Annotated in this window: 22 protein-coding genes; 8 read left to right on the top strand and 14 right to left on the bottom strand. The window is 41.1% G+C overall.

What is annotated here, in order from left to right; translation table 11 throughout:
• Positions 1-192: 192 nt before the first annotated feature.
• The 5 genes from E5N72_RS09570 (at position 193) to E5N72_RS09550 (ending at position 6,671) form a co-directional block, all read left to right on the top strand.
• Complete coding sequence (locus E5N72_RS09570) at positions 193-774, top strand: Fe-Mn family superoxide dismutase (protein ID WP_054551537.1); 582 nt, start codon at positions 193-195, stop codon at positions 772-774.
• Between the two features lie 239 nt (positions 775-1,013).
• Positions 1,014-2,936, top strand: coding sequence for a PrkA family serine protein kinase (locus tag E5N72_RS09565; protein ID WP_135924231.1), 1,923 nt, complete (start codon positions 1,014-1,016; stop codon positions 2,934-2,936).
• Between the two features lie 26 nt (positions 2,937-2,962).
• Positions 2,963-4,249, top strand: a complete 1,287-nt coding sequence (locus E5N72_RS09560) for a YeaH/YhbH family protein (RefSeq protein WP_135924230.1) — start codon at positions 2,963-2,965, stop codon at positions 4,247-4,249.
• A 20-nt stretch (positions 4,250-4,269) separates the two neighbouring features.
• Positions 4,270-5,784 (top strand): SpoVR family protein, encoded by a 1,515-nt coding sequence (locus E5N72_RS09555; RefSeq protein ID WP_135924229.1) that lies wholly within the window; start codon positions 4,270-4,272, stop codon positions 5,782-5,784.
• A 5-nt stretch (positions 5,785-5,789) separates the two neighbouring features.
• Positions 5,790-6,671 carry a universal stress protein gene (locus E5N72_RS09550; protein ID WP_135924228.1) on the top strand — a complete coding sequence of 294 codons (882 nt, stop codon included), beginning with the start codon at positions 5,790-5,792 and terminating at the stop codon, positions 6,669-6,671.
• A 32-nt stretch (positions 6,672-6,703) separates the two neighbouring features.
• Here the strand turns inward: E5N72_RS09550 and E5N72_RS09545 are convergent, their stop codons facing one another.
• Together E5N72_RS09545 and E5N72_RS09540 are read right to left on the bottom strand one after the other, a co-directional pair.
• Positions 6,704-7,666, bottom strand: coding sequence for a diguanylate cyclase (locus E5N72_RS09545; protein WP_135924227.1), 963 nt, complete (start codon positions 7,664-7,666; stop codon positions 6,704-6,706).
• Between the two features lie 3 nt (positions 7,667-7,669).
• On the bottom strand, positions 7,670-8,674 hold the full coding sequence (locus E5N72_RS09540) for a response regulator (protein WP_135924226.1): 1,005 nt from the start codon (positions 8,672-8,674) through the stop codon (positions 7,670-7,672).
• A gap of 205 nt (positions 8,675-8,879) precedes the next feature.
• Between E5N72_RS09540 and tpx the strand changes: the two genes are divergently transcribed.
• Positions 8,880-9,461 (top strand): thiol peroxidase, encoded by a 582-nt coding sequence (gene tpx / locus E5N72_RS09535; RefSeq protein WP_135924225.1) that lies wholly within the window; start codon positions 8,880-8,882, stop codon positions 9,459-9,461.
• A 75-nt stretch (positions 9,462-9,536) separates the two neighbouring features.
• On the opposite strand, the gene adk is transcribed toward tpx, so the two are convergent.
• From adk to E5N72_RS09490, 10 genes are all read right to left on the bottom strand, one after another.
• The gene (adk, locus tag E5N72_RS09530; RefSeq protein ID WP_036967590.1) at positions 9,537-10,181 is read right to left on the bottom strand and encodes an adenylate kinase; all 645 of its coding nucleotides are present in this window, start codon (positions 10,179-10,181) and stop codon (positions 9,537-9,539) included.
• A 180-nt stretch (positions 10,182-10,361) separates the two neighbouring features.
• Positions 10,362-12,275 (bottom strand): molecular chaperone HtpG, encoded by a 1,914-nt coding sequence (gene htpG / locus E5N72_RS09525; RefSeq protein ID WP_135924224.1) that lies wholly within the window; start codon positions 12,273-12,275, stop codon positions 10,362-10,364.
• Positions 12,276-12,435: 160 nt separating this feature from the next.
• Positions 12,436-13,044 carry a recombination mediator RecR gene (gene recR / locus E5N72_RS09520; RefSeq protein ID WP_054551546.1) on the bottom strand — a complete coding sequence of 203 codons (609 nt, stop codon included), beginning with the start codon at positions 13,042-13,044 and terminating at the stop codon, positions 12,436-12,438.
• Between the two features lie 10 nt (positions 13,045-13,054).
• Positions 13,055-13,381, bottom strand: coding sequence for a YbaB/EbfC family nucleoid-associated protein (locus tag E5N72_RS09515; protein ID WP_036967566.1), 327 nt, complete (start codon positions 13,379-13,381; stop codon positions 13,055-13,057).
• A gap of 59 nt (positions 13,382-13,440) precedes the next feature.
• Complete coding sequence (gene dnaX / locus E5N72_RS09510) at positions 13,441-15,861, bottom strand: DNA polymerase III subunit gamma/tau (RefSeq protein WP_135924223.1); 2,421 nt, start codon at positions 15,859-15,861, stop codon at positions 13,441-13,443.
• Positions 15,862-15,864: 3 nt separating this feature from the next.
• Complete coding sequence (apt, locus tag E5N72_RS09505; protein WP_135924222.1) at positions 15,865-16,410, bottom strand: adenine phosphoribosyltransferase; 546 nt, start codon at positions 16,408-16,410, stop codon at positions 15,865-15,867.
• Positions 16,411-16,561: 151 nt separating this feature from the next.
• On the bottom strand, positions 16,562-16,684 hold the full coding sequence (locus E5N72_RS20800) for a hypothetical protein (RefSeq protein ID WP_254907726.1): 123 nt from the start codon (positions 16,682-16,684) through the stop codon (positions 16,562-16,564).
• An 85-nt stretch (positions 16,685-16,769) separates the two neighbouring features.
• Positions 16,770-17,528 (bottom strand): putative DNA-binding domain-containing protein, encoded by a 759-nt coding sequence (locus tag E5N72_RS09500; protein WP_276605829.1) that lies wholly within the window; start codon positions 17,526-17,528, stop codon positions 16,770-16,772.
• The gene (locus E5N72_RS09495) at positions 17,521-18,384 is read right to left on the bottom strand and encodes a DUF692 domain-containing protein (RefSeq protein WP_135924221.1); all 864 of its coding nucleotides are present in this window, start codon (positions 18,382-18,384) and stop codon (positions 17,521-17,523) included. The genes E5N72_RS09500 and E5N72_RS09495 overlap by 8 nt, the downstream gene beginning before the upstream one ends.
• 54 nt (positions 18,385-18,438) lie before the next feature.
• Positions 18,439-18,978 (bottom strand): hypothetical protein, encoded by a 540-nt coding sequence (locus E5N72_RS09490; protein WP_135924220.1) that lies wholly within the window; start codon positions 18,976-18,978, stop codon positions 18,439-18,441.
• Between the two features lie 170 nt (positions 18,979-19,148).
• Between E5N72_RS09490 and E5N72_RS09485 the strand changes: the two genes are divergently transcribed.
• Entirely contained in the window at positions 19,149-20,126 is a 978-nt protein-coding gene (locus E5N72_RS09485) for a tRNA-dihydrouridine synthase (RefSeq protein ID WP_135924219.1), read from the top strand.
• A 51-nt stretch (positions 20,127-20,177) separates the two neighbouring features.
• Positions 20,178-20,513 carry a TraR/DksA C4-type zinc finger protein gene (locus E5N72_RS09480; RefSeq protein ID WP_135924218.1) on the top strand — a complete coding sequence of 112 codons (336 nt, stop codon included), beginning with the start codon at positions 20,178-20,180 and terminating at the stop codon, positions 20,511-20,513.
• A 14-nt stretch (positions 20,514-20,527) separates the two neighbouring features.
• Here the strand turns inward: E5N72_RS09480 and E5N72_RS09475 are convergent, their stop codons facing one another.
• Both E5N72_RS09475 and E5N72_RS09470 read right to left on the bottom strand, forming a co-directional pair.
• Positions 20,528-21,535, bottom strand: coding sequence for a hypothetical protein (locus E5N72_RS09475; RefSeq protein WP_135924217.1), 1,008 nt, complete (start codon positions 21,533-21,535; stop codon positions 20,528-20,530).
• Between the two features lie 56 nt (positions 21,536-21,591).
• Complete coding sequence (locus E5N72_RS09470) at positions 21,592-22,851, bottom strand: tetratricopeptide repeat protein (RefSeq protein WP_135924216.1); 1,260 nt, start codon at positions 22,849-22,851, stop codon at positions 21,592-21,594.
• Positions 22,852-22,861: the final 10 nt, after the last annotated feature.

The raw sequence follows: 22,861 nt of genomic DNA, 5'->3' as shown, positions 1-22,861 counted from the left end.
AACTTAAATCGGCATTCGTAGCCACAATTTAAAATAGTCTTTAGCAATAGCATTGCTGTTTGCTAAAACTTGAGTAAAATACTCAACAATTATAGTAACACTATAATACCACTTGGTATAGGGAAGTACGCTGTTTACCTTGCTATTACCTATAACTGAGTGGACTATCAACCAAGAAGATGGAGATAAAAAATGGCATTTGAACTACCGTCACTACCATACGCAATCGATGCATTAGAGCCACACATTTCAAAAGAGACTCTAGAGTTTCACCACGGTAAACACCACAACACTTACGTTGTGAAATTAAACGGTCTGATCCCAGGCACAGAATTCGAAAACAAATCTTTAGAAGAAATCGTATGTTCTTCAGAAGGTGGCGTATTTAACAATGCTGCACAAATCTGGAACCACACTTTCTACTGGAACAGCCTATCTCCAAACGGTGGTGGCGAGCCTACAGGCGCAATCGCTGACGCGATCAACGCTAAATGGGGTTCTTTCGACGCATTCAAAGAAGCGTTAAACGACAAAGCAGTAAACAACTTCGGTTCAAGCTGGACTTGGTTAGTTAAACTAGCTGATGGCACACTTGATATCGTAAACACGTCAAATGCTGCAACGCCATTAACTGATGAAGGTGTTACTCCAATCCTAACTGTGGATCTGTGGGAACACGCTTACTACATCGATTACCGTAACGTACGTCCTGATTACCTAAAAGGTTTCTGGGCATTAGTTAACTGGGACTTCGCGAACGCTAACTTCGCTTAGTCTTCTGTTACTAACAGTTATCAAAAAAGACGCTTAGGCGTCTTTTTTATTGCCCTTCGCACGCCCCTTCTGACCCGCAGCCAACCACTCACCCAAAAAGCCTAATCAGGATGAGCTTTTTTCAATTAAATTCTTAATTTTCTTGCGCAAAAATTCAAAATCGTGACTAAGCTTTAATTAACCTTTGCTTTTCTCTTAATCTAATTACACGTCATTTTAGCGGGTTTTCGGAGGTCTCTATGAGTATTTTTGAGCATTACCAATCACGATACGAAGCAGCGCAAGAAGAAGAATACAGTATTGAGGAATTTCTCGAGATCTGTAAGAAGGATAAATCAGCTTATGCCAGCGCACCTGAACGGTTATTGATGGCTATTGGCGAACCTGAAATTATCGACACATCAACCGATGCGCGCTTAAGCAGGCTGTTTTCAAATCGTGTAGTTGCACGCTACCCGGCATTTCACGATTTTTATGGTATGGAAGATGCCATTGAGCAAATCGTCTCTTATCTAAAACATGCTGCGCAAGGTTTAGAAGAATGTAAGCAAGTGCTGTATTTACTTGGCCCGGTAGGTGGTGGTAAATCATCAATTGCTGAAAAACTTAAATACTTAATGCAACAAGTACCTATTTATTCAATTAAAGGCTCGCCTGTTAACGACCACCCTTTAGCCTTATTTGATCCAAATGAAGACGCCGAGCTTTTAGAGAAAGAATATGGCATTAAACCGCGTTATTTAAAAACGGTGATGTCACCGTGGGCTGCAAAACGCTTAAGTGAATTTAATGGTGACATTAGCCAATTTAGAGTGGTTAAGCGCTACCCATCTATTTTAAATCAAGTCGCGATTGCTAAAACTGAGCCCGGCGATGAAAACAACCAAGACATTTCAGCGTTAGTCGGTAAAGTCGATATTCGCCAGCTTGAGCACTTTGCACAAAACGACCCAGATGCGTATGCCTACTCCGGTGCACTTTGTTTAGCAAACCAAGGCTTGATGGAGTTTGTAGAAATGTTTAAAGCACCAATCAAGGTGCTACACCCACTACTTACAGCAACGCAAGAAGGTAACTACAACGGCACAGAAGGCATTAGCGCCCTACCGTTTAATGGTATGATTCTGGCTCACTCTAATGAATCTGAGTGGCAAACATTCAAGAACAATAAAAACAATGAAGCATTTTTAGACCGTGTTTACATCGTCAAAGTACCTTATTGTTTACGTGTTTCTGAAGAGGTTAAAATTTACAATAAACTACTCGAAAATAGTGAGTTACATGACGCCCCTTGTGCACCCGGTACATTAAAAACACTGGCGCAATTTACCACCCTTTCACGCATGAAAGAGCCAGAAAACTCAAGCATTTATTCAAAAATGCGGGTGTATGACGGCGAAAGCTTAAAAGACACCGATCCGAAAGCGAAGTCGTATCAAGAATACCGCGACTACGCAGGTGTTGATGAAGGCATGACTGGGCTTTCTACCCGCTTTGCGTTTAAGATTCTGTCGCGGGTATTTAACTTCGATACTACCGAAGTAGCTGCCAACCCTGTGCACTTATTTTATGTGCTTGAGCAACAAATTGAGCGTGAACAGTTTTCAGCCGATGTTGAAGAGCGTTACTTAAGTCACTTAAAAGGCTACCTCATTCCTCAATACGTAGAGTTTATTGGTAAAGAGTTACAAACGGCCTATTTAGAATCTTACTCAGAATACGGGCAAAACATCTTTGACCGTTATGTCACCTATGCTGATTTTTGGATCCAAGATCAAGAATACCGTGACCCAGATACCGGCCAGCTATTTGACCGTGCAGCACTTAACGCAGAGCTTGAAAAGATTGAAAAACCTGCGGGCATTTCAAATCCGAAAGATTTCCGTAATGAAATAGTCAATTTCGTACTGCGTGCACGCGCGCACAACCAAGGCAAGAATCCGCTTTGGACTAGCTACGAAAAACTTCGCACGGTTATTGAGAAGAAAATGTTCTCAAATACAGAAGATCTCCTGCCGGTTATTTCGTTCAATGCGAAAACATCAGCTGAAGATCAGAAAAAACACGAAGACTTTGTCAATCGTATGGTTGAGAAAGGCTATACCCAAAAACAAGTACGTTTACTTTCTGAATGGTATTTACGCGTTAGAAAATCGCAGTAAAAAACGTTTGTTTTAAGGGGGTTGTTATGGCGCATTTTATTGACCGACGCCTGAACGGAAAAAACAAAAGTACCTTGAATCGTCAACGGTTCATCAGGCGTTACAAAAAACAGATTAAAGAAGCGGTGTCTGATGCCATTAATAAGCGTAGCGTAACCGATACCACCAGCGGTGAGAGTATTTCTATTCCGCAACGTGATATCAGTGAGCCTATTTTTCATCAAGGACGTGGTGGTGACCGTGAACAGATCCATCCAGGCAATGACCAATTCTCTACGGGCGACAAAATTAAGCGCCCGCAAGGAGGCGGTCAAGGTGGTGGCTCTGGCGAGGGTGAAGCCAGTGATTCGGGTGAAGGACAAGATGACTTTGTGTTCTCTATTTCAAAAGATGAATACTTAGACTTATTGTTTGAAGATCTTGAACTGCCTAACCTGCAACAAAACCAGCTCGATAAACTGGTGCAAATGAAAACCCATCGAGCCGGTTTTTGTAACGATGGCATGCCAAGCAACATTGATATTGTGCGCTCTTTACAAGGCTCACTTGCGCGAAGAGTTGCAATGACTGCTGGCAAAAAGCGTCATCTTGCTGAACTTGAAGGTCAGTTAGCGCTTTTAAAAGCCGAAGATCAGCCAGATAAAGCGGCTATCGCTTTGCTTGAACGCCAAATTGAGGAGCTGCAAAGTCGCATTAAAGCAGTGCCATTTATCGATAACTACGATTTACGTTTTCGTAATTATGAAAAACGACCACACCCCACAAGCAAAGCTGTGATGTTTTGTTTAATGGATGTGTCCGGCTCGATGGATCAAGCGACTAAAGACATGGCAAAACGCTTTTATATTTTGCTTTATCAATTTTTAACCCGTAGCTACAAAAATATAGAAGTCGTTTATATTCGCCATCATACCCAAGCGAAAGAAGTCGATGAGCAAGAGTTTTTCTATTCTCAAGAAACGGGTGGTACCATCGTCTCTAGCGCATTAAAACTGATGAACGAAATCATCGCTGAACGCTATAACCCTGAAGAGTGGAATATATACGCAGCGCAAGCGTCTGATGGCGACAACTGGGCAGATGACTCACCAAATTGTGGAGAAATTTTACGTAACAAGCTTCTAAAAGCAGTACGCTACTATGCGTATATTGAAATCACAGCCCGTGCTCACCAAAGCTTATGGCGAGAGTATCAATCAATAGCACAAACCCACGACAACTTTGCAATGCAACATATTCGTGGCGTTGAGGACATTTACCCAATTTTCCGTGAATTATTTAAAAAGAATCGTCAGCAGCAAGGCGCCGCATAGCCTTGCGAGTGAGGTAAAGTATGGCCGATAAACGTATTAGCGACGGTCCTGATTGGACATTTGATCTATTAGCAGAGTATCAAACTGAAATTGAACGGGTAGCGAAAATTTATAAACTCGATACCTACCCGAATCAAATAGAGGTGATCACTGCTGAACAAATGATGGATGCCTATTCGAGTGTGGGAATGCCAATTGGCTACAGCCACTGGTCGTATGGTAAAAAATTCATTCAAACTGAGCAAAACTATAAGCGAGGGCAAATGGGCCTCGCTTATGAAATTGTTATTAACTCAGACCCGTGTATTGCTTATTTAATGGAAGAAAACACACTGCCAATGCAAGCCTTGGTAATGGCCCACGCCTGCTATGGTCACAACTCATTTTTTAAAGGCAATTACTTATTTAAAACCTGGACTGATGCCAGCTCAATTATCGATTACTTATTATTTGCCAAAAATTACATTGCCAAGTGCGAAGAGAAATACGGTATTACCGAGGTCGAAAACCTGATTGATTCATGCCATGCGTTAATGAATTATGGTGTAGACCGCTACAAACGCCCGCAACGTATTTCGCTTTATGAAGAACAAAAACGCCAACAAGAACGTGAAGACTACTTACAATCACAAGTCAACGAGTTGTGGCGCACTATTCCTACCTCGCAACAAGAGTCTAAAAAACGTGAGCGCCGTTTTCCTGAAGAGCCGCAAGAAAATATTTTATATTTCATCGAAAAAAATGCCCCATTGCTTGAATCATGGCAGCGTGAAGTAATCCGTATTGTGCGTAAAATTTCGCAATATTTTTATCCGCAAAAACAAACTCAAGTAATGAATGAAGGCTGGGCAACATTCTGGCATTACACCATTTTGAACCATCTGTATGATGAAGGTAAGCTCACCGATGCCTTTATGCTCGAGTTCTTACAAAGCCACACCAATGTTGTGTACCAACCGCCTTACAACAGTAATTATTATTCAGGGATTAATCCTTACGCCCTTGGTTTTAACATGATGGTTGATATTCGTCGTATTTGTGAAAACCCAACTGAGGAAGATAAAAGATGGTTTCCGGAGTATGCCGGCAGTGATTGGTTAGAAACGCTGCACTTTGCAATGCAAAACTTTAAAGACGAGAGCTTTATAAGCCAGTTCTTATCGCCAAAAATTATCCGCGATTTTAAGTTATTTACTATTATTGACCATGAAAAAGAACCCACCCTAAATGTCGGTGCAATTCATGATGAAATGGGTTATCACCAAGTACGTGAAAGTTTGTCAGCGCAATACAATTTAAGTAACCACGAACCCAATATTCAAGTTTACGATGTTGATGTTAGAGGTGACCGTTCTTTGACCTTACGCTATGTACCACATAACAATATCCCCTTAGCAAACTCAAAAGATGAAGTATTAAAACACCTTTACAGGTTATGGGGCTTTAAGGTAAAACTGGAGCAAGAGTCTTCAACAGGGGAATTGTCACTACTGGGAGAATGCCCAAAAAGTGATGCCCGACACACTACAGAGTGAACCGAATGAATAAAAAGTTACTGGTTATCATCGATTCTGTCGACGATGCAAAAACGTCGTTATTACACGCTAAACAAAAAGCTAAAGGGGTTAAGCATATTGATATTGTTGCTTTTAGCTATGAAGACACCAGTAGCATTTTATTTTCTCTTCCGCCAGATGAAGCTTTGGCTATTCAAGATAAAGAGTTAGCGAAACTGCGTACCTCATTAAGTCCGCTAATTAATGACTATTTAGAAGTCGGTAGTTACACATTACAAACACTGTGGCACGAGAGCCCCGTGCAGTGGCTTGCTAACGAAGTGACCACCTCAGACTATGAGATGGTAATTAAAACCCGCCATATTGATGAACAAACGCAATTTAGCGAGCTTGACTGGCAGCTTATTCGATTTAGCCCGCTGCCTCTTTACCTAGCTGCTGACAACAAGTGGCGTAACAATACCAATGTACTCGCCGCGCTCGATTTAGGTAGCGAGAAAGCTACAAAATACTGTTTAAATGAAGCAATTATAAAAACCGGTCTTGCCTTCGCAAAGGATTATCAGAGCGAATTTTTTGCCTGCTATACTGTCCATGTGTCGCCTTTCTTGCGAGATTTAGGGATTGTTTTTTCTGATGAGCAGGTAACTAATGCTTATGAAAAATTACCGGTTGCGCAACGTGCACTAATTGAAGCTCATAATTTAAAAGAGCAACTCAAAATTAAAGCTGGGGTGGTTGAACAAGTTATACCTAGTGTCGCCGCAAAACTTAATGCTGATTTAGTAATTATGGGGTCAGTGGGTAACACGGGCATAAAAGGGCATTTAATCGGTAATACCGCAGAGAAGGTCATGAAACTGCTAAAAACAGATATTCTCGTATTACCACCAATTGGAGTGTAAAAAAGGGCGAAGTTTCGCCCTTTTCCGTTAAGTTATAAATCTGAATACGCTGTAACTTTATTACGGCCGTTTTCTTTAGAGTGATATAAAGCTTTATCTGCAGCTTCAACCCACTTTTCATAACGATCGAACTTTTCGTCAAAACAAGCAAAACCAATACTGACGGTTAATTGAATTTGTTTTTCACCAAAATAAATTGACGAGTTCTCAATCATTGAACGCAGACGTTCAGCAAAAATATGCGCACCATCGAGATCAGTATCCAGTAAAGTTACTGCAAACTCTTCGCCACCATAGCGACCAGCCAAATCAGTTTCACGTAATGTTTTTCTAAGTAAATCAGCAATGTGACGCAGCGCTTCATCACCGCCACGGTGACCGTGTTCATCATTGACCTTTTTAAAGTGGTCAATGTCAAACATTAATAAGGTACTGCAGCCGCCACTGCGTACGATACGCATATACTCTTTACGCAGTTTTTCTTCCCAATATCCCCTATTCGTTAATTTTGTAAGGGCATCAGTTCGACTCATTTGCTCAAGCTTACTATTGGCTTCTTCTAGCTCTTTTTTATTTACCGCTTCATCGGTTACATCATAAATAATGATACAGATATGAGACACTTCACCAGTGGTCGTGGTTAAAGGAATAAAGGTGGCATTTTGATACATATGATCCGCTTTACCAGTAATTGGGCGGTAATTTTTAAAGCGGAAAATATAAGGCTGCTGCTCCCAGATAGTAAAAGAGCGATTATTTAAAATGAACACTGACTCTGATTTGCTACGGAACCATTTTTCGTCTATTGATGGAAACAAATCAAACAAATCTTTGTCTTTCACGGCACTTGGTAACAAGCCTGAATGGTTTTCCATAAACCCATTCCAAATGCAGACTTTGTAGTCTCTATCAAGCACCACAAGACCTACATCAACAGTATTAAACATATCCATTAACCAATGGAGTTCATTCATATTAAAATCAGATGCAGGCATAGTTTAATCTTCTAGTAAATAAGCGACTTTGTATTTTAAGGTTTTGAGCGAATCCTCAGTAAATAGCAGCATTAAATCACAATTAATATTATGATTTTCGATGCCATAGCTGATCTCAATCGCCAGCGTTCGTTGCCAGCGAGATTTATTAGCCTTTACCAAATCAGACACATCACAATGTTGACCCAGAACCACAGGGTGCCCTTGACTAAAGCGCATATCAAGCTGCTTTGAAAGACCACTTAAAATAGCCCCGATCAGAATATTGCTCACATCCATTAGCAACTCAAGCTCAATCTTGTTGTTAAGCTCACCTTCGTAATTCATAAGTGACGCAATTTCTTTAAAGCTTGAGTCATTTAACAGCAGCAAAGCTTCACCAGAAACACCGCCGCCTATAAAGCCTTGGCAAACTCCAGAGGTAGTCGCATTGGCATCAATAGAACGCAGTGCCATGTCTAGTTCATTAACTTCTAGGATATTAACATTCGGGATAGGCAACTTTACAAACACATTCAGTAAGCGTGCAAGCAAGTCCCCTGCTTGTCCCATTGCAACATTGGTAAGCTCTTGATAGATATCACGTACATCGGGGTCAACTTGTTCGCCCAGCCGGTGTGATAGACGCTCACGCATGGCTTTGTCTTTAATACCATGATGTTCAATGATATTAGCAAGCTTTTCTGCAGAGCAAGGTTTTTGAATAAAATCAATGGCGCCTAACTCAAGCACACGTTGATGAGCATTAGGTTGGATATCACCTGAAACAACCACGGTAAGCACATGAAGATCTTGGTCTTGAATGGCTTGAAGTACTTCATAGCCATCCATCTCAGGCATATTTAAATCAAGGAATAGTATTTCAGGCTGAATTTTTTTGATTTGCTCAATACAGTGCACACCGTCTTCAGCAAACTCAATTTTAATATCCCAATCATCGGGTAAAGAGCGCGCTAATTGCCGACGAGCTAACTTTGAATCATCACAAACTAATACCGATGTTGACATATACTCTCTCTAAACCCACACTTTTTTACTAGCCATCTTTAAGAGTGCTAACTTTATTCTTATTTTAATTCATAAAAAATAGCGGCACGGACACATGTTAATCAAACTGCTCGTTTTTTACAATTTTAAATTAGAGTAAACCTTGGAGCAATTAGATGAGTATAATACACTCAGCTTAAATGCGTTAATTTGAAGGAATTATATTATGTTACGCCCACTTATTTTTGCACTCAGTGCAGTTTGTACGTTTAGTTACGCAAATGACTTACCAGAAAATAGTCTTGATGCTGGTAAGGTATCAGCTCAGTCAAAGCCTGTTACCCTACTAGGACAAGGGGTTGAAGTCGGTCAAAAAGCACCTAATTTTAAAGTAGTAGATGATAGCTTTACACCTGTCACACTAGACAATTATCAAGGTCAAGCTGTTTTGCTCAGCGTTGTACCAAGCCTGGATACAGGGGTATGTAGCATTCAAACCAAACACTTTAATGAAAAAGTAGCTGCTGAGTACCCGAATATAGCTATGCTCACATTAAGTGCTGATTTACCGTTTGCACAAAAACGTTTTTGTAAAGCAGAAAATATCGACAAAGTCGTCACCTTATCTGATTCTGTATGGCGTGACTTTGGTAAGAACTACGGCTTGATTATCAAAGATATGGGCTTATTAACTCGTGCAGTATTTGTGCTCGATAAAGAACATAACATCGTTTACAAGCAACTAGTCGATAACCTCTCAAAAGAGCCTGATTATGACGGTGCTATTGCCGCATTGAAGAAACTGTAAAATCAGAAAACAGTTAAACAGATACAAAAAAACCGCCCTGAGGCGGTTTTTTTATTAATGAATCTAAAAGGTTAATTAACCTAATAGCTCACCAAGTTGTTGGCTAACAGCTTCAACAGCTTGGGTACCGTCTAGTTTATGGTACTGAGTGTTGCCTGCTTTTGCTTCAGCTTGGTAATAATCAACTAATGGCTTAGTTTGGTCGTGGTAGATACCTAAACGCTTACGTACTGTTTCTTCAGTATCGTCATCACGAATGATTAGGTCTTCACCAGTGATGTCATCTTTACCATCAACTTTAGGTGGGTTATAAACTACGTGATAAACACGACCAGAACCTGGGTGTACACGACGGCCGCCCATACGCTCAACGATAATTTCGTCAGCAACGTCAAATTCAATAACGTGATCAACCACCACACCATTCTCTTTCATTGCATCAGCTTGAGGAATAGTACGCGGGAAACCATCTAGTAAGAAACCTTTTTCGCAATCTGGTTTAGCGATACGCTCTTTAACTAGACCAATAATAATTTCATCAGATACTAATTGACCTGCATCCATTACTTTTTTAGCTTCAAGACCAAGTGGTGTACCTTCTTTGATTGCTGCACGCAGCATATCGCCCGTAGAAATTTGTGGAATACCGTATTTGTCCATCAAAAACTGAGCTTGAGTACCTTTACCTGCACCCGGCGCGCCCAAAAGAATAATGCGCATATCATTGTCCTCTGTGTGATACTAATCTTAAATTATGGTCGATCAGTGGAGTTTTGTTCTTAGAGCCTGAATTCTTCCACAACTGAGGCTATACCTCAAGTAACTTATACCAATTGCCTATATTAGCAGCAATAAAAAAGGGAGCACTGCTCCCTTTTCCAACTCATTGCGCTAAAACACTTATTTGCTTAAATCTAGCATAAGCTTGTTCAAGCGAGTTACAAAGCCAGCAGGGTCTTTTAGAGTACCGCGCTCTGCTAATAATGCTTGGTCAAGCAGGACATGTGACCACTGGCTGAACTTGTCTTCATCTTGCTCAACGTTTAAGTGTTTAACAAGCTGATGCTCTGGGTTAAGCTCAAAAATAGGCTTTTGCTCAGGCACAGTTTGACCAACAGATTCCATTAACTTTTGCATTTGTGAACTCATATCGTGTTCATCGGCAACAACACATGCTGGAGAATCAGTTAGACGGTGCGTAAAGCGCACATCTTTCACGCTGTCGCCAAGTGCTGACTTAATACGTTCAACTAGACCAGCTACTTCTTTTTCTGACTCTTCTTGCGCTTTTTTGGTTTCTTCGTCATCCATGTTGCCTAAATCTAAGTCACCACGGGTGATTGACTGGAATGATTTTTCGTTGAACTCTGTTAAGTAGCTCATCATCCACTCATCAACACGGTCGCTTAATAGCAATACTTCGATGCCTTTCTTACGGAAGATTTCTAAGTGTGGTGAGTTTTTCGCTGCAGCAAATGAGTCAGCAACCACATAGTAGATTTTGTCTTGCTCTGGCTTCATACGTTCGATGTATTGTTCAAGCGATACATTTTGCGTGCTTTCGTCAGTATGTGTAGAAGAGAAACGCAGTAGCTTAGCAATGGCTTCTTTATTTGCCATATCCTCAGCTGGACCTTCTTTTAACACCTGACCAAACTCGTTCCAGAACGTTTGGTAATCTTCTTCACGGTTTTTCGCCATACGCTCAAGCATTTTAAGTACGCGTGATGTACAACCTTTACGGATCGCTTGCGTTACTTTGTTATCTTGTAAAATTTCACGCGACACGTTAAGTGGTAAGTCGTTTGAGTCGAGTAAACCTTTCACAAAGCGTAAGTAACTTGGCATAAACTGCTCTGCGTCATCCATGATGAAAACACGTTGCACATACAGTTTTAAACCAGTTTGACGGTCACGATTCCATAAATCGAATGGTGCTTTTTTCGGGATGTATAACAAGCTTGTGTATTCAGTTTTACCTTCAACCTTGTTGTGAGCCCAGCTTAATGGCTCTTCCCAGTCATGACCAATGTGCTTATAAAACTCTTTGTACTCTTCATCTGTTACTTCTGACTTATCGCGAGTCCAAAGTGCAGTTGCGCGGTTAATACCTTCCCACTCGCCCGGCTGCGCTGGGATTTTCTCACCATCAGGGCCTTCAGATTCAGGTACTTCTGCTTTATACATTTCAACTGGAATAGAAATATGGTCTGAGTATTTAGTTACGATGCTACGTAAACGGTACTCATCAGCAAATTCTTTCTCATCTTCACGTAAGTGTAGAATGATTTCGGTACCGCGTGTTGGCTTGTCAATCTCTTGTAATGTGTACTCGCCCTCACCTGCAGATTGCCATTCGATACCTTGGCTTTCACCTGCTTTACGAGTACGCACGGTTACGTTATCTGCAACGATAAATGCAGAGTAAAAACCAACACCAAATTGACCAATCAATTGTGAATCTTTGCTTTGGTCGCCTGTTAGGTTTTGGAAAAATTCTGCGGTGCCTGATTTTGCAATGGTACCCAGTGAATTGATCACATCTTCACGGCTCATACCAATACCGTTATCAGTAATGGTTACCGTGTTTGCTTCTTTATCGGCACTGATACGTACTTTTAGATCTGCATCGTTTTCGTATAAATCGCCATTAGAAAGCGCAAGGAAACGTAATTTATCTGCCGCATCTGACGCGTTTGATACCAGCTCACGTAGGAATATCTCTTTATTAGAATAAAGAGAATGAATCATCAGGTTTAATAGTTGTTTGACTTCTGTTTGAAAGCCTAATGTTTCTTTTTGTGCTGCAGTCATTGTGTAAATCTCCAATTAACAAAGTGTCTAATCTGCACTATGACTCATATATGGGGTAGGCTTTTGGAACTTCAAGGCAAAAAATTAAATTAGCGGGTAAATTCGGGGGCTAACTACAAAAAAGCCTGCATAAAGCAGGCTTTTAATACCATATCAGGTATTAGTTTTGATTTACGGCGCGTCGTCCGCTAAATGCGTGCATCAGCGTCATACCATCAAGTAAATCAAGCTCACCACCAACAGGGACACCGTGCGCAATACGAGATGCGCCTACCTGATACTTATGACAAAGCTCAGCAATGTAGTGAGCAGTGGTTTCACCTTCAACACTTGGATTGGTTGCGAGGATCACCTCATTAATACCGCCTTGTTGCAACTTGCTTTCAAGGATATCAAGGCCAATTTCTTTTGGTCCTATACCATCAATTGGCGACAAGTGACCCATTAAAACAAAGTAAAGTCCTTGATATTGACCGGTTTGCTCAATAGCGAGTACGTCGGTTGGTGATTCAACCACACACAGTAAACCACTATCTTGGCGTTTAACACTTGAACAAATATCGCACACAGCTTGCTCTGTGAAAGTGCGACAAGATTGACAATGCCCTACTTCATCCATTGCTTTGGTTAATGCATGGCCAAGTTGCTTACCACCTTGACGGTCACGCTCAAGCAAATGAAAAGCGATACGCTGTGCCGACTTTGGGCCTATGCCCGGCTGGCATCTTAGCGCTTCAATTAGCTGTGTTAAACTAGGAGATAGTTGCATACAAGATCACTTAGAATGGCATTTTCATACCTGGTGGTAATTGCATACCGCCAGTTACTTTACTCATGCGCTCTTGTGTTTCTTCTGCAACACGACGTACTGCATCGTTACACGCTGCCGCTAGTAAATCTTCGATCATGTCTTTGTCGTCTTCCATTAGGCTTTCATCTAATTCAACACGACGTACATTGTGGTTACCAAGCATAGTTACTTTAACTAGGCCTGCACCTGCTTCACCTACAACTTCAAGGTTTGCGATTTCTTCTTGGGCTTTTTGCATGCGCTCTTGCATTTGCTGCGCTTGCTTCATCATGTTACCCATTCCACCTTTAAACATAACTGTCTCTCTTTCTAAACTACTTTAATTGGCATGAAGATAAGGGCTATTGCAACTAATTACAATGCCTGAATACTGTTTTCATCGATTATAGCGCTAAATAACTGTTGAAATTGCACTATATTTTCATCGCTATTTATTACATCAATCGCTTGTTGATGACGACCCGCATCAATTTTTTGTTGAATCAAATACGGTGAATCAATTACGCCATCAGCAAACTCGATACTAAGCTCTACATTATGACCATAAATTTCACTTAATGCAGCATTGAGCTTTTGTCTAAGCACTGCGCTGTCTAAATGGCGCTGTGATGAGTCAACTTCAATATGTAACTGATTATTCTGCTTAGTAAAGATCGAATGCAGCGCAAATTGGCGCATGCGGCCACCAAGTCCCATACGCTTTATTAAATACGCCCACTCGTCTTGTTCGTGTGCAAATTTAATACTGCTGATCGGGCTTTCAAAATCATCTGGAACCGGAATACTGGCTTCTTCAGCTACTGGCTCTGGCACTTTTTGCGGGTTGATTTGCTCAAGCAATTCAGGCGCTAGGTTTTCAGTGATTGTTTGATGCTTTTCTCGAAAATCGACTTTTTTTACTTTATTGCTGCTCTCCCCCGTTTGCTGGGGGATGGGCTTTTTTACTTCAGCAGCCATTGCTTGCTGCTGAGGCTCAATATTGGTCGTGGCTGTGCTTTGTTGCGCTGGCGGTTCTAATGTTGGCTTAGCTTCAGGCTGTTGTTCTGCTCTAACATTCGTTTGCGTTGCCGCACCACTTAAGCGACCAGCACCTGAGATATTGCGGTCTTGTAAAATACGAGCAATGGCCGATTGCGCCTGACTTTGCTGTTGCTGAGGCGCAGGTGCTTCATTTGCGCTAAAGCCCTGATCATAAGCGCTATTCATCACATCATCGTATTGCGCAGCAAGTGATGAATCCATTTGTGCATCGTACTCATCCATATAGTCTTGCGAAGAATAGTCAGATGTAGAGTACTCTGGTGAAGAATAATCAGCTGCTGGAATGTGCTCTGAGCTACTCTGCTGTTGTGGCGCTGGTTTGACTTCAGTTTCAGCTGGCTGAGCGGATTGCTGAGGCTGTTGATTAGCATTAGGCTGCTCTACTGCTGTTGCTTCAACTTGCTGGGCAGGCTCATGGCTATGTGCTGTTTCTGCTTTGGCTGCTTGAATAGGCTCAGCTTCAACTTGTGTTGGCTGAGGCTCTGAAGGCACAGAAGTTGTATGCACTGAACTTTGTGCTACTGATGCTTGCTCTGAAGCTGCTTGCTCACGTTGCGCCGTTGATTTTTTTAAAATATCACGTAGTGCTCCGGCACCACTTGGTTTAACCTGCTGCTGGGTATTCGTGGGTGTTTGGTTTTGTGCAAATTGCGTTGGTTGAAATGCGAGCAGTCGCAACATGATCATTTCAAAACCAAGTTTAGCATCGGGTGCCCATTGCAAATCCTTTTTACCATTTAATAGCAACTGGTAATACACCTGCATTTGCTGTGCATCAGTTGTTTGTGCCACCTGCTCAATAAATTCACGGTTAGTCTCATCAAGTGCCGCAGCACTAGGCACGAGTTGCACAAGCTGAATAAGGTGCGTCAGGGCGATTAAATCGTCGAGCAAGGCTACAAAGTTAGGGTTTCGGCTAACCACTGCTTTTACTTCTTGAAGTAATGCATCGCCATCTTGGCACAGTAACGCTGCTAACATGATTTGGCTATATTGGGTATCCATTAAGCCAAGCATGGTTTGCACAGCCTGATGATTAATATTGCCATTGGTTTGCGCAATTGCTTGGTCTGTAAGACTCAGTGCGTCACGCATACTACCATCAGCTGCTTTCGCTAAAATTGACAGCGATTTATCATCAAAACTTAGCTGTTCTTGATTAAGAACATGGGCAAGCTGATCATGAATTTCTGATTGCGACAAAGCATTTAAATTAAACTGTAAGCAACGCGATAAAATCGTCACGGGCAGTTTTTGCGGATCGGTTGTCGCTAATAAAAACTTCACATGCTCTGGTGGCTCTTCCAATGTTTTTAGTAATGCATTGAAACTATGCTTTGACAGCATGTGAACTTCGTCGATTAGGTATACCTTGTAACGACCACGTGTTGGCGCGTATTGAACGTTATCAAGGATTTCGCGGGTATCTTCTACTTTGGTACGTGATGCCGCATCGATTTCTAACAAATCAATATAGCGACCAGCTTCAATGTCAGTACAGCTTGAACATTGGCCACACGGCTCAGCAGAGATACCCTTATCGCAGTTGAGGCTTTTTGCGAATATTCGTGCGATGGTTGTTTTACCCACCCCACGAGTTCCAGTAAAGAGATAGGCATGATGGAGTCTATTTTGTGTTAATGCATTAACCAATGCCTGTTTAACATGAGACTGCCCCACTAACTCGTGAAAGGTTTGTGGTCGCCATTTCCTTGCTAGAACCTGATAACTCATTAATTATTCGCCTTCGAATTCAACCAACTTTAAGATTTTGATGCCCATATCAGCAACACGTTGTTCACCACCAAGCTCAGGTAAAGATACAACAAATGCGGCATCCGTTGCATTACCACCCAGTTTTGCAACTAATTTTGCTGTTGCTTCAATTGTGCCACCTGTGGCAAGTAAGTCATCTACTAATAACACTTTATCACCAGAAACGATAGCATCTGTATGAAGTTCAAGCGTGTCTTCACCATATTCTAATTGATAGTTTTGTGAAATCACTTCGCGAGGAAGCTTGCCTGGTTTACGAACTGGAATAAATGGAATACCAAGAGCATAAGAAAGTGGCGCACCAAAAATAAAACCACGAGATTCAGTACCAATGATTTTAGTAAAACCTTGGTCTTTATATGCCGCAATAAAGCTGTCTATCGTTGCTTTAAATGCCTCAGCGTTAGCCATTAAAGTTGTTACATCGCGGAACATAATGCCCGGCTTAGGGTAATCAGCGATCGTTGCAATGCTCTGTTTGATGAGCGTTGAAGTTGCTTGAGTCATAATTATACTGCTCAAAAAGTTTATCTAACAAAGCTCGAGAGTATAACATCACCTTAGTGGAAAGTCGGTAGCAAGTTTCGAAATTAATCACCTAACTACAACAAAAAAGGCTGCATGGTGCAGCCTAGTGTCTTAAATTTGCTTACGCAGATTAAGATAAAGATGTGATCCAACCCAGAATAGCGTTAAGACAGCCAATGCCACCGAATACAGCTAAAAACGCAATGAAATAAGTTGCATTGAACGGATCTTTAAAGTCTTTATCATTCGACATAGTTACTACCTTTATTTAAGCACGACAAAATAAAGCGGACATAATAGTCGAACTGTCCTCATCAATAAAGGGGTTTAGCCGATTTTTAAACCAATGTATTAGTAACTACGATACCACGCTCTGCCATGGCACTTAAGGTATTGAGCGCTCCCTGATAAAGCTGCTCTTGGCTAAATTGAGGAGCATGCTCTGCAACTACTTGGCATACATCATTTAAGTTTATACCTGGCTGAGATTCAATAATATTAAGTAGTAATGCGGTCATCGCATTTGTTGATAAAAACTGCACTTCGTCATCGCCATCCCGATATACCACAAAGTAGCTTGCCTCAGCTGCGGGCTCACTCGGCTGGTTATCGACACTGATGGTATGAACTGGGAAGCTATAACTCAAATTACGAGCCAGTGAACTTAAATATAATGGGGAACTTGTCACTTGATGAGCCGATAAGCCAACTTCATTTACAAGTTTTTTAGCAACCGACACATCTAGCTCAACCCACTCATAATGAGCCAGTTCTAACATGAACGCAGGATCATCACTTTGCATTTCATAGTCATTAGCAAGAAAGGCCAAAAACTCGCCTGCTATATCTAAAAAATAAGGAGATTTACAGTTGTGCTGACTGAAAAATTGCCTAACGAGTCTGTGCCAAGCTTGCTCTGAATATAAACTTTTAAGTACTGGATATGCAGAGCTGACAAAACCATCCACATTATTAAAAAATAAATCGCGGTAAATCGCCATGCGACGCTCTTCAACATCACTAGGCTTAGCATTATTCTCAGGGTCGCGAATATGCGCCATAAACGCTTGTTGTACTTGCGTAAAATGATTATGCACTGTGTTTCACCGTTACTTGGTTTTGCTTATTGGCTGCGTGCTGCAAGGCTTCAATAGTTTTCAGCTCAGCTAATAACTCAGCCATAGGTGGAATATTAAAGTCACGCTCTAACAAAGTAGGAAAAACTCCATGAACTGCGTAGGCTTTTTCAAGCAATTGCCAAACAGGATCGATGACTGGCGCACCATGGGTATCAACGAGTAAATCTTCAGCCTCAGTGTAATGGCCCGCAACATGACCATAAGCGATACGTTTAGTTGGTAATGCTGCTAAGAATTGCTCAGCATCATAACCATGATTAATAGAGTTTACATAGATATTGTTTACATCAAGCAATAGTTGGCAATCAGCTTCCTCTAAAACTGCATTAGTAAACTCAAGTTCAGTCATTTGCTGCCCAGGGGCACCATAGTAAGATACATTTTCAATAGCAATTGGCTGTTCAAGAATATCTTGTACTTGTCTGATCCGCGAGGAGACATGCTTAATTGCATCTTCAGTAAACGGAATAGGCATCAAATCGTACATGTGCCCTTCGCCCGAACAGTAGCTTAAATGCTCACTAAACAAACGAATATTATGCTCTTTAAAGAAGGCTTTAAGTGATTTCACAAAGTCAATATCAAGCGCTGCAGGTGAGCCGATCGATAACGATAAACCATGACAAACAAAGGCATGCTGCTCGGTTAGCTGTTTAAATTGTTTACCAAAACGCCCTCCAAGCTTTAGCCAGTTTTCTGGTGCAACTTCTAAAAACTCAATGGGTTTAGGAACATCGATGAGCATTTCATCAAGCATTTCCCGGCGTAAACCTAAGCCAATTTGCCCAAAATCAGCTACTGATTCTTTTAACATACTACCTCCTACTAAAAAGGGCCATTATGGCCCTTTCAAAAGCTAAATGAGCGCTTAGTGGTTAGAGCCACATTTACCTTCGCCACACTTACCTTCTTTAGCTGCTTTTTTGTCTGCGCCACATTTACCTTCGCCGCACTTACCTTCTTTAGCTGCTTTTTTGTCTGCGCCACATTTACCTTCGCCGCACTTACCTTCTTTAGCTGCTTTTTTGTCTGCACCGCATTTACCTTCGCCGCACTTACCTTCTTTAGCTGCTTTTTTATCTGCGCCACATTTACCTTCGCCGCACTTACCTTCTTTAGCTGCTTTTTTATCTGCGCCACATTTACCTTCGCCGCACTTACCTTCTTTAGCTGCTTTTTTGTCTGCACCGCATTTACCTTCGCCGCACTTACCTTCTTTTTCAGCTTTTTTATCGCCACCGCACTTACCTTCGCCACATTTACCTTCAGCGGCATCTAGCTGATAACCAGCTTGCATTTGCTGAAATTCAAATGGGTTAGCGTTAGCATCAGTGGCTGCAAAACTTGACGCACCAACCACAACCGCACCTAATGTTAATGCAATTGAATTTTTCTTAACTGTGTTCATTATCGACTCTCTTTTTTATAAAGGGTTATTAAACAAGACCTGCGAACTGAAAATTACTTTCAAAATTACTAAATTATTTTCTGAAACCGATGATAAAGCAAATTACGATTTATCAAATATAGAATAGCAGGTAGAATACGCGTCCAATTTTTATTTAGTATACAGGTATCATGCGACTAGTTTTAGCACCAATGGAGGGAGTTGTCGATTTCAAAATGAGACAGCTACTCACTGATTTAGGTGGATTTGATTTATGCGTTACAGAGTTTGTTCGTGTCGTTGAAGACACACTACCCGAGCGTGTATTTCATCGTTATTGCCCTGAATTAAAAGCCGGTGGTTATACCCGTGCTGGAACACCAGTGCGGATTCAATTACTAGGCCAAGTTCCTAATGCATTGGCTGAAAATGCAGTCAAGGCAATACGCTTAGGATCTCATGGTATCGACTTAAATTTTGGCTGCCCAGCAAAAACTGTTAATAAAAGTAAAGGTGGTGCTGTACTTTTGAAAGATCCTGAGCACATGTACGAAATAATCAAAGCCGTACGTGATGCAGTTGATCCACGTCATGAGGTCAGTGCAAAAATCAGACTAGGGTTTGATGACGATAGCAACAGCCAAGAAATTGTTGATTCTGTTGTCAGTGCGGGTGCATCAAGTCTTGCTATTCATGCAAGAACGAAAAGAGATGGATATAATCCACCGGCATATTGGGAAAAGATCCCTCCGTTAATCAAAAATAAAAACATTGCTGTGGTTGCTAATGGTGAAATTTGGCAAGTTGAAGATGCATTGCTGTGTCAAAAACGCAGTCATTGCCAAGACTTAATGCTTGGTCGTGGTGCTCTAGCAATGCCTGATTTAGCAAAGCAAATAAAAGCACATGTCGAAAATGAGCAGTACACTCCGATGCTTTGGGAGCATGTGATTTACCATATTATTCACTCTTCTATGCATCAAGATGAAAGCAAGTGTGAGAAATATTTTGCTTCTCGAACCAAGCAGTGGCTTGGATACCTAAAACGCCAGTACCCACAGGCCAACGCACTTTTTGATGAGATTAGGCGTTTAAAAGCCAAAAATGAAGTTGCAGATGTACTTAGAAAGTATGCCAAAGCGCCGAGTATTGATGCAAATCATAACTAGCTAACTTGTTTTGTTTGATAATGTCAGTATTGCCCACTTGGAATAAACGCGATGAACAATACTGAAATTCAAACAAAGTTATCTGCAGAACTTGCGCAGGTTAGACAACGTTTACTCGATATGCTAACTAATTCTGATCAAGGCTATCACCAACAATTGCTTTCGCAATTAAGCGAAACCCCTCCTGCAGATTGGCTAGAATTAACCTCAAATAAGCTGGGTCCTGAATATCAAATTTTAATTTCTAGACTCGAAAAGCTAGAGGCAGCGTTATGCCAAATAGACATTGGGCAATATGGCTATTGTTGCGATTGCGAAGAAAAAATTGATGATGAACGCTTATTAGCAGACCCTGCTAGCCAACGCTGTAGAAGCTGCGCTCCTTAGAGCGCAGCAAGGTATTATGAAGAAAATATAAAGCTCGTTGCAGGATAAAGAATAATATCTTCGATAAGCCAATCAGCTTCTTGTTTCGTCACCCCCAAACGCTTTATTAAATTTACTCGCGCTTGCTGTTCACTCCAAGTGTGATAATGAATACCAAGATCTGTTTCCATCATCACTAACCAAAAATACTGCTCGCCCGCTGATAACTCCCGCTTACTTTGTAAAGGGTCTCGATATTCGAGCTGCCAGTCAAGACCCGCCACATTCTCATCTTGACTAAAAAACTGCATTACTAGAGGAGTACTGTGTGAGGTCGGTAAATGAAACGCCACATTGTGTATCGCTATTTGCTTTAATTGAGACTGAATATTGCTAAGCCACGTAAGAGGAGGTTGCGTTTTCGCTCCAAAGTAATTCAACTTGCTCTGGTACCAATCTTTACCATTTGCAAGCCCCACTAAACCTAACTTGCTACGTGGTGTGTATTGAGATAAATATTGTTCAAGCTTTGAAAGTGCTGAGTGTACCACTTCATCATCATTATTAGTTAGGTGGTTTTGCACCATTGAATGTAACAACTTAAGCTCAATTTTATTTAGTTTTAAACTACTTTCCTCTGCTTGCATTAATTGTGTTTGTACTAATTCCAACCACGTAGCTAATTTTTGAGCAGAATAATCTTTTTTATTAATTGCACGACTAACAACATCGCGCTGCTCTGGCCAAACAAAATAACGTTCTGGATAACGCTCAGCGATGATCAGGTAATTTAATTGCGCCTGTTGCGATTCATCTAGCGCGATACTTTTCAAGCCTTGATAATTGAAGTGACGAGCTTGTAAATACTCGTTCGAAAAAGGCCAACTTGTTACCGAATCTGAGCTTGATTGATTAGATAGTAAGTTATTTATGTTACTGAGTGCTTGCTGGCCTTCATCAAAGTGATTGAAACGAGGAGGTTGCTCGGTGCAAGCTGTTATCATCACACTTGCGACAAGTAAAAATACGATCTGTCTTAGCATTATAAAATTCCATAAAAAAAGCCCCAGAGGGGCTTTTTAATTTAAAACAACATCAATTAGATTTTCACGCCATTACGGTTCGCTTTATCTTTGATGAAGGTTGACCAGCTCTTCGCGAATTTACGCGTACGCGGATCGTCCATTGCTTTAGTGATAGCGTTATAAGCTTGCTTGTACTTCTCTTGGTAGTAATAAGCTTCAGCTAAGTCAGAGTAGATAGTTCCCTTTTTATCAGAACCTAACTCTAACGCCTTGTTCAAACGAACAACGGCTGCACTATAGTTTTGCGATTGTAAAAGTAATGAACCTGCTTTGCGGTAAAGCTCTGCATCGTCATCAAATTTAGCCGCTTCTTCATAGTATTTAGCTGCTTTCTCAATATCTTTTGAGCGGTGGTAATTAGATGCCACTGCACTGATATTTTGCTTATTACGCTTAACTTTATTTTCGTTAATTGCCTTTTCAAGCACAACTGCTGCTTTGTAAGGAATATCGTTTAACGAATAGAAGTTAGAAAGTACTTTGTATTCAACTTCATTTTCAAAATAGCCATTTTTATAGGCAACTTCCATGGTCGCAAGACCTTTCTTGAAGTCTTCGGTTTGTAGGTAATATTTACCCAAACCAACCCAGGCTTTTTTGTCTTCAGGCCAAACACGAACAATCTCTTCAGCTACTTCTACCATGTTTTTGTACTGTTTAAGTTCAAAATAGGCAGCAAGCTTTAATTGGTAAGAGGCTTTAGCAGGCTCTTTTGCCAATTCGATTGCTTTGTCTGCAGCAGGAAGTACGTCTTTATAAAGTTTTAACTCGTAGTTTGCTTGTGCAATACGTGTATAAACTTTGTCGTCTTCCTCACCTGTGAAGTCCATCCAAGCTGCATAAGCTTCTTTTGCTTTTGCATATTGCTCTGTACCTGCGTACATGTCACCTAATAGTTTTAGGCCTTGCTCTTGGTCGGCAAAGTTTAAAACATCAGGTTTAACAGCTGCTTGAATGTGCTTGATAGCTAACTGGTACTGCTCTTTTTGAGCGTACATTTGACCTAAATAACGGTCAACAGTTGCTCTGTCGAAGTCATCCGATGCATCAATTTCTTTAAGCAATGCAATGGCTTCGTCAAGCTTTTCTTCATTGTACAAGTCAAACGCTTTAATTACTTTCTTACCAACGCGCTCACCCATAACTTTAGTTTTTGCTTTTTTACGCTCTTCAATTTTCGCGTAGTCTGGCGCCGCTAAAGCAGGTGCAGTAAATACCACACCCGAAAGTGACATAAGAAGCGCAAGAGCAGTTACTTTAGATAAATTTCTCATTACTCGCCTC

It is taken from the genome of Pseudoalteromonas sp. MEBiC 03607 (genome assembly GCF_004792295.1).
Lineage (GTDB): Bacteria > Pseudomonadota > Gammaproteobacteria > Enterobacterales > Alteromonadaceae > Pseudoalteromonas > Pseudoalteromonas lipolytica_C.
This window is presented reverse-complemented; position numbering and strand designations above follow the sequence as displayed.

Bases quoted from the DNA above. Each gene is read 5' to 3' on its own strand.
- E5N72_RS09570 (WP_054551537.1), top strand. From the start codon at position 193: ATGGCATTTGAACTACCGTCACTACCATACGCAATCGATGCATTAGAG.
- E5N72_RS09565 (WP_135924231.1), top strand. From the start codon at position 1,014: ATGAGTATTTTTGAGCATTACCAATCACGATACGAAGCAGCGCAAGAA.
- E5N72_RS09560 (WP_135924230.1), top strand. From the start codon at position 2,963: ATGGCGCATTTTATTGACCGACGCCTGAACGGAAAAAACAAAAGTACC.
- E5N72_RS09555 (WP_135924229.1), top strand. From the start codon at position 4,270: ATGGCCGATAAACGTATTAGCGACGGTCCTGATTGGACATTTGATCTA.
- E5N72_RS09550 (WP_135924228.1), top strand. From the start codon at position 5,790: ATGAATAAAAAGTTACTGGTTATCATCGATTCTGTCGACGATGCAAAA.
- E5N72_RS09545 (WP_135924227.1), bottom strand. From the start codon at position 7,666: ATGCCTGCATCTGATTTTAATATGAATGAACTCCATTGGTTAATGGAT.
- E5N72_RS09540 (WP_135924226.1), bottom strand. From the start codon at position 8,674: ATGTCAACATCGGTATTAGTTTGTGATGATTCAAAGTTAGCTCGTCGG.
- tpx (WP_135924225.1), top strand. From the start codon at position 8,880: ATGTTACGCCCACTTATTTTTGCACTCAGTGCAGTTTGTACGTTTAGT.
- adk (WP_036967590.1), bottom strand. From the start codon at position 10,181: ATGCGCATTATTCTTTTGGGCGCGCCGGGTGCAGGTAAAGGTACTCAA.
- htpG (WP_135924224.1), bottom strand. From the start codon at position 12,275: ATGACTGCAGCACAAAAAGAAACATTAGGCTTTCAAACAGAAGTCAAA.
- recR (WP_054551546.1), bottom strand. From the start codon at position 13,044: ATGCAACTATCTCCTAGTTTAACACAGCTAATTGAAGCGCTAAGATGC.
- E5N72_RS09515 (WP_036967566.1), bottom strand. From the start codon at position 13,381: ATGTTTAAAGGTGGAATGGGTAACATGATGAAGCAAGCGCAGCAAATG.
- dnaX (WP_135924223.1), bottom strand. From the start codon at position 15,861: ATGAGTTATCAGGTTCTAGCAAGGAAATGGCGACCACAAACCTTTCAC.
- apt (WP_135924222.1), bottom strand. From the start codon at position 16,410: ATGACTCAAGCAACTTCAACGCTCATCAAACAGAGCATTGCAACGATC.
- E5N72_RS20800 (WP_254907726.1), bottom strand. From the start codon at position 16,684: ATGTCGAATGATAAAGACTTTAAAGATCCGTTCAATGCAACTTATTTC.
- E5N72_RS09495 (WP_135924221.1), bottom strand. From the start codon at position 18,384: ATGTTAAAAGAATCAGTAGCTGATTTTGGGCAAATTGGCTTAGGTTTA.
- E5N72_RS09490 (WP_135924220.1), bottom strand. From the start codon at position 18,978: ATGAACACAGTTAAGAAAAATTCAATTGCATTAACATTAGGTGCGGTT.
- E5N72_RS09485 (WP_135924219.1), top strand. From the start codon at position 19,149: ATGCGACTAGTTTTAGCACCAATGGAGGGAGTTGTCGATTTCAAAATG.
- E5N72_RS09480 (WP_135924218.1), top strand. From the start codon at position 20,178: ATGAACAATACTGAAATTCAAACAAAGTTATCTGCAGAACTTGCGCAG.
- E5N72_RS09475 (WP_135924217.1), bottom strand. From the start codon at position 21,535: ATGCTAAGACAGATCGTATTTTTACTTGTCGCAAGTGTGATGATAACA.
- E5N72_RS09470 (WP_135924216.1), bottom strand. From the start codon at position 22,851: ATGAGAAATTTATCTAAAGTAACTGCTCTTGCGCTTCTTATGTCACTT.